This window comes from Phenylobacterium sp. (genome assembly GCF_036723115.1).
In the GTDB taxonomy this organism is placed as follows: Bacteria; Pseudomonadota; Alphaproteobacteria; order Caulobacterales; family Caulobacteraceae; genus Phenylobacterium.
Map to the genome: position 1 here is coordinate 46,776 of NZ_DAIMHV010000006.1, position 6,000 is coordinate 52,775.

A 6,000-nucleotide genomic window follows, 5' to 3' on the forward strand; every position below is an offset into this window, starting at 1 on the left:
GCGGCCCTGGCCGCACGAAACTGTGTTGCGGCGCCGAAGACATGATGGGTGCTGACGCTGCGGCGCCGCTTGAACCCGCGGCCGGAGCGTCCACATAAATGATATGAAAACGCCGCCGTTTTGGCGGACGGGCCGTCCGACTCAGGCGCATCGTCTGATGTAACCGCGGCCCGTGGGTCGAGCCTCGCTTACCGTTCAAGGGGGCCGACCGGGAGTGAAGAGCATCATGTCCGAGACCAAGACCCTACCTGTCCTGCCGCTGCGCGACATCGTCGTCTTTCCGCATCAGCCGGTGCCCCTCTTTGTCGGGCGCGAGAAGTCCGTGCGCGCCCTGGAAGAGGCCATGCGCAACGAGGGCAAGGAAATCCTTCTGCTCACCCAGAAGGACAAGGACGATGACGACCCGGCGCCCATCGCCATCTATGAGGTCGGCGTCGTCGCCACCATTCTTCAGCTGCTGAAGCTGCCCGACGGCACCGTGAAGGTGCTGGTGGAGGGCAAGAGCCGCGCCGGCGTCGCCCGCTACACCGCCCAGGCGGACTATTACGAGGCCGACATCGCGCCCCTCGCCGAGGATGGCCTGGCCTCGGCCGAGGCCGAGGCCCTGTCGCGCGCGGTGATCGAGCAGTTCGAAAACTATGTGAAGCTGAACAAGAAGGTTCCGCCCGAGGCGCTGGCGGCCATGCCGCAGATCGAAAACCCCGGGGAGCTGGCCGACCGCGTCGCCTCTCACCTGTCGGTGAAGATCAGCGAGAAGCAGGCCCTGCTGGAAATCTTCGACGTCGTGAAGCGGCTGGAGAAGGTCTACGCCCTCATGGAGGGCGAGATCTCGGTCATGCAGACCGAAAAGAAGATCCGCAACCGCGTGAAGCGTCAGATGGAGAAGACGCAGCGCGAATATTATCTGAACGAGCAGATGAAGGCGATCCAGCGCGAGCTGGGCGAACAGGACGACACGCGCGACGAGCTCAATGAGCTGGAGAAGCGCATCAAGAAGGCCAAGCTGTCCAAGGAGGCCCGCACCAAGGCGGAGGCCGAACTGAAGAAGCTGCGCCAGATGAGCCCCATGTCGGCGGAATCCACCGTCGTGCGGAACTATCTGGACTGGCTGCTGTCCATCCCGTGGGGCAAGGCCAAGCAGCGCCCCATCGACCTCGCCAAGGCTGAAGCGATCTTGGACGAGGACCACTATGGTCTGGACAAGGTCAAGGAGCGCATCCTGGAGTATCTGGCCGTGCAGGCCAGGACCGGTTCGCTGAAGGGGCCGATCCTCTGCCTGGTGGGACCTCCCGGCGTGGGCAAGACCTCTCTGGGCAAGTCCATCGCCAAGGCCACCAGCCGCGAATTCGTCCGGGTCTCCCTGGGCGGCGTGCGCGACGAGGCCGAGATCCGCGGTCACCGCCGGACCTATATCGGCTCCATGCCCGGCAAGATCATCCAGTCGATGAAGAAGGCCAAGACCACCAACGCCTTCTTCCTGCTGGACGAGATCGACAAGATGGGCGCTGACTATCGCGGCGACCCGGCCTCGGCCCTGCTTGAGGTGCTGGACCCGTCGCAGAACTCCACCTTCGCCGACCACTATCTGGAGGTGGACTACGACCTGTCGCCGGTCATGTTCGTGACCACGGCCAACTCGCTCAACATGCCCCAGCCTCTGCTGGACCGCATGGAGATCATCCGCATCCCCGGCTATACCGAGGACGAGAAGGTCGAGATCGCCAAGCGCCACGTCCTGCCCAAGCTCACCAAGGACCATGGCCTCAAGCCGACCGAGTTCATCGTGCCGGAAGAGACCATTCGCGATCTGATCCGCTACTATACGCGGGAAGCCGGGGTCCGTTCGCTCGAGCGCGAGCTGGGCAATCTGGCGCGCAAGACGGTGCGGGACCTGGCGCGTGAGAGCCTGAGCGCCATCACCATCGACGCCGAACGCCTGGCCAAGTACGCCGGGGTGCGCAAGTACCGCTATGGCGAGACTGACGCCGAAGACCAGGTCGGCATCATCACCGGCCTGGCCTATACGGACTTCGGCGGCGACATCCTGACCATCGAGGCGGTGAAGATGCCGGGCAAGGGCCGCATGACGGTCACCGGCAATCTGAAGGATGTCATGAAGGAGTCGATCTCGGCGGCCAACTCCTACGTCCGCAGCCGCTCGGCCCAGTTCGGCATCGAACCGCCGGTGTTTGAGCGTACGGACGTGCACATCCACGTGCCCGACGGCGCCACGCCCAAGGACGGCCCGTCCGCCGGCGCGGCCATGGCGACGGCCATCGTCTCAGTGCTGACCGGCATTCCCATTCGCAAGGACATCGCCATGACCGGCGAGGTCACCCTGCGGGGCCGGGTGACGGCCATCGGCGGTCTGAAGGAAAAGCTGCTCGCGGCGCTGCGCTCAGGCGTCAAGACCGTGCTGATTCCCGAGGAGAACGAGAAGGACCTGGCCGACATTCCGGCCAAGGTGAAGGAGTCTCTGGAGATCATCCCGGTCAACACCATGGACCAGGTGCTGGGCCATGCCCTGACCCGCGCGCCCGAGCCGATCGAATGGTCGGAGACGGCCGCGGCTCCGCCTGCGCCGGCGGACGACGCCGAGCCTGAGCCGATCATGACTCACTGAACTTCGGTCACGTCTTGAACAGTTGGGAGCGGCGCAGGGAAACCTGCGTCGCTCCTTTGTTTGACGCTGGTCCTGAACCCCGCATAATCGCGTGACGCGAAGGTGAAAAAGACGCTGCCGGACCTTCGCGCAAAACAGAAAAAGGCAGGGAGAGGAAACCAGGAATGACCAAGGCAGAATTGGTCGCGGAGATGTCCGAGAAGGCGGGCATCACCAAGGCCCAGGCGAAGGACGCCCTCGAAGCGTTCATTGGCTCCGTCACGGGCTCGCTCAAGGGCGGGCAGGAAGTCCGTCTGGTGGGCTTCGGGAGCTTCGTGCCCGTCAAGCGGGCGGCGGGCACTGCGCGCAATCCGCGGACCGGCGAGAGCGTTCAGCGGCCGGCGTCACAGACGGCGCGGTTCAAGGTCGGCGAGGGTCTGAAGAACGCCCTGAACAGCTGATCGCACCGGGGTGAGCGATTCGAATAGGGGGGGCGGTCGCCAATGCGGCCGCCCTTTGTTCGTCTGGCGGGCTTGGGCGGGAAGGGCTCTTCGGCCGGCTTGGCCCTCGCCAAATTTCTGCGCGGTCGCAGTGTCTATCTGCGCCCTGACCCTCTAATAGGAGGCGCGAAGGGCGGCTAGCTCAGCTGGTCAGAGCACCTGGTTTACACCCAGGGGGTCGGGGGTTCGAACCCCTCGCCGCCCACCACGCCTCTAGGCCTCACGACGCAGAGCCATCACGACGCAGGGACTGTCATGCGCTATCGCCCCCTGGGCCGAACGGGCCTGACGGTTTCCGAGATCGGGTTCGGCGCCGCCAGCTACTGGGGGCTGCGGCGGTTTCCCGAGGCCGAGGCCGTGGGACTCGTGCACCGCGCCCTGGACCTGGGCGTCACCCTGTTCGACACCGCGCCCGGCTATTCCCGCGGCGAGGCCGAGCCCCGGCTGGGCCGGGCCCTGAGGGGCCGCGACCTCGACCGGGTGGTGGTGGCCACCAAGGCGGGCACCTTCCATGCCGGCGGCGGCCGCACGGGACGGGACTTCTCGCCGCCGGCCCTCGTGGCCAGCGTGGAGGCCAGTCTTCGCCGCCTGGGCGTCGAACAGCTTGGCCTCGTCCAGTTGCACGGCCCAGCCCGTGCGGAGCTGAACGATGACCTGTTCGAAGCCCTGGAGCGCCTGCGCCGTCGCGGCCTCGTGCGCGCCTTCGGGGCCAACAGCTTCGACCCTGGCGTGATCGAGGCCATCATCGCCGCGCCGAGCCTGGATGTGGTGATGCTGGATTACAATGTCCTCCGCCCGGAGCGGGCGGCGGCGATTGAGCGCGCCGCCGCCCGGGGCAAGGGCGTGCTGGCGGGCATGCCGCTGGCCATGGGCCATGTGGACGGCCAGCTCGCCAAGCTGCGCGGTCTTCGGGACCTCTGGTACGCCGCCCGGGCGCTCAAGAACCATCGGCAGGAGGTGCGCCTGGCAAGACGGCTGGGCTTCCTGCGCCACGATCCCCGGATGAGCGCCGCCCAGGCCAGTCTCGCCTATGTGCTGAGCCACCCCGGGGTGAGCGCCGCGGTGGTGGGGACCACCCGCCGCGCCCATCTGGAGGCCAATGCGGCCGCCTCCGGCCAGGCCTTGCCCCCCGACCTGGCCGAACAGATCGGCCTTGCCCAGCAAGGCTGAGCATTCGCCCTTTCCCAGGCCCGATCGCCCGCTATTGTCATTCATCGTGTCGATAGTTGATCGGCGGGAGGAATGGCGTGATCTTCGAAAAAGCTCAACTGATGGCCCGACCCGGGCGCTACCGGATCCTGGCGGGACCGGGCTCGCCCTATTCCCACAAGGTGCGGGCGGTCATGCGCTATCGACGCATCGCCCACGACTGGACCATCCCCCTGGGCGGATTCGACGGGACAGGACACGTCGGCGGCCTGGGCGCCTTCGGCAAGCGGATGGTTCCGGTGGTGGTCTATCCCGACGGGGCGGCCTGGACGGATTCGACCCCCATCATTCATGAGCTTGAGGACCTGCACGACGGGCCAAGCGTGCTGCCGCCGTCGCCGGCCGAGAGGTTCCTGGCGCGACTGATCGAGGATTTCGCCGACGAGTGGCTGGCCGTCATCCTGATGGCCTTCCGCTGGACCTCGGAGGCGGACGTCGCCTTCTGCGCCCGGCGGCAGATGAGCGGCTGGCTGGGGCCGGTCCCTGAGGCCGAACTCGAGGCCGCCATCAACCGGTTCACCGCGCGCCAGCAAGGGGTCCGCAATTTCATCGGCGGGGGTGATCTGGCGACCCACGCCGCCCTGCAGGCCGAGTTCATGACCCTGCTGGAAATCCTGGAGGAGATGATCCCCGTCCAGCTCTTCCTGTTCGGGCAGCGCCCCTCCATCGCCGACTTCGCGCTCTATGGCATGCTCTCGCAGTTCGCCATCGACCCGACCCCGTCGGGGCTCATGCGGACGGAGGCGGTGCGGACCTATCAGTGGGTCCAGTATGTGGATGACCTCTCCGGGCATGAGGGCGAGTGGGGCGGGGGCTCTGCGCCCTCCCACGCCGTGGCGCGCCTGGTGGAGCTGGCGGGTCGCGGCTTCCGCGCCATGATGACCGCCACGGCCCAGGCCCATGCCCAGGGTGAGCTGAGATGCGAATTCGATCTGGCCGGCCAGCGGTTCGCCAGCATCGCGCGACCCTATACGGCGCGCTGCTGGACCTGGCTGAAGGTGATGTTCGCCGAGCTTGCCCCCGCCGACCGGGAAGGCCTGCGTCCGATCCTGGAGCCGGCGGGCTTCTGGGAGGCGCTGAAGCTCAGCCCCGGTGAGGCCGAGGCGGCGGGAGCGATGCAGAAGGGATGATGTCAGATGCGGATCATCGGGGATCGGCGGAGCGCCATGGTGGAAACACCATGGCGCGAGTGACGGGGCTCGAACCCGCGACCTCCGGCGTGACAGGCCGGCGCTCTAACCAACTGAGCTACACCCGCTGATGGGTCTCGCGTCGCCGCGAGGCGCGTCTGATAGGTCCGGCTCGGAATCGTGTCAACAGCCGATCATCGGCTAATCGCCGTCGGCGGCGAATAATGCACAGGCGCCTGCGGTCCCAGGGGAAGCTCCAATGTGGCCCAGAGGCCGGTGAGGATCAGGCCCGCGCTCATCATCGCCACGGAGTAGGGCAGCATGGCGCTGATCAACCCGCCCACGCCGAATCCCGGCCGCCATCTCTGGCAGAAGCCCAGGACCAGGGCGAAGTAGGGCATAAGCGGCGAGGCCATGTTCACGCTGGAATCCCCCATGCGATAGGCCGCCGTGGTCATCTCCGGGCTGACCCCCAGCAGCATGAGCATGGGCACCAGCACCGGTGCCAGCGCCGCCCACTTGGCCGAGGCCGAGCCGATCAGCATGTCGAGGGCGGCGG

The 6,000-nt window shown here is 66.9% G+C and carries 5 protein-coding genes and 2 tRNA genes; 5 read left to right on the forward strand and 2 right to left on the reverse strand.

Going from position 1 to position 6,000, the window contains the following annotated elements; genetic code table 11:
• Nucleotides 1-226 precede the first annotated feature (226 nt).
• The 5 genes from lon to V7D28_RS01660 all read left to right on the forward strand — a co-directional run bounded on the left by lon (nucleotide 227) and on the right by V7D28_RS01660 (nucleotide 5,441).
• Nucleotides 227-2,623 carry an endopeptidase La gene (gene lon / locus V7D28_RS01640; RefSeq protein WP_333585612.1) on the forward strand — a complete coding sequence of 799 codons (2,397 nt, stop codon included), beginning with the start codon at nucleotides 227-229 and terminating at the stop codon, nucleotides 2,621-2,623.
• Between the two features lie 164 nt (nucleotides 2,624-2,787).
• Nucleotides 2,788-3,063, forward strand: a complete 276-nt coding sequence (locus V7D28_RS01645) for an HU family DNA-binding protein (RefSeq protein WP_333585613.1) — start codon at nucleotides 2,788-2,790, stop codon at nucleotides 3,061-3,063.
• A 170-nt stretch (nucleotides 3,064-3,233) separates the two neighbouring features.
• A tRNA-Val gene (locus V7D28_RS01650) sits at nucleotides 3,234-3,310 on the forward strand.
• A gap of 47 nt (nucleotides 3,311-3,357) precedes the next feature.
• Nucleotides 3,358-4,272: an aldo/keto reductase gene (locus V7D28_RS01655; RefSeq protein ID WP_333585614.1), complete on the forward strand. Its 915-nt coding sequence runs from the start codon at nucleotides 3,358-3,360 to the stop codon at nucleotides 4,270-4,272.
• A gap of 77 nt (nucleotides 4,273-4,349) precedes the next feature.
• Nucleotides 4,350-5,441: a glutathione S-transferase family protein gene (locus tag V7D28_RS01660; protein ID WP_333585615.1), complete on the forward strand. Its 1,092-nt coding sequence runs from the start codon at nucleotides 4,350-4,352 to the stop codon at nucleotides 5,439-5,441.
• A gap of 51 nt (nucleotides 5,442-5,492) precedes the next feature.
• Here the strand turns inward: V7D28_RS01660 and V7D28_RS01665 are convergent.
• Nucleotides 5,493-5,569 (reverse strand) — tRNA-Asp (locus V7D28_RS01665).
• 66 nt (nucleotides 5,570-5,635) lie between these two features.
• A partial coding sequence (locus tag V7D28_RS01670; RefSeq protein ID WP_333585616.1) for an AbgT family transporter occupies nucleotides 5,636-6,000 on the reverse strand: 365 nt, incomplete at its 5' end.

Bases quoted from the DNA above. Each gene is read 5' to 3' on its own strand.
- lon (WP_333585612.1), top strand. From the start codon at position 227: ATGTCCGAGACCAAGACCCTACCTGTCCTGCCGCTGCGCGACATCGTC.
- V7D28_RS01645 (WP_333585613.1), top strand. From the start codon at position 2,788: ATGACCAAGGCAGAATTGGTCGCGGAGATGTCCGAGAAGGCGGGCATC.
- V7D28_RS01655 (WP_333585614.1), top strand. From the start codon at position 3,358: ATGCGCTATCGCCCCCTGGGCCGAACGGGCCTGACGGTTTCCGAGATC.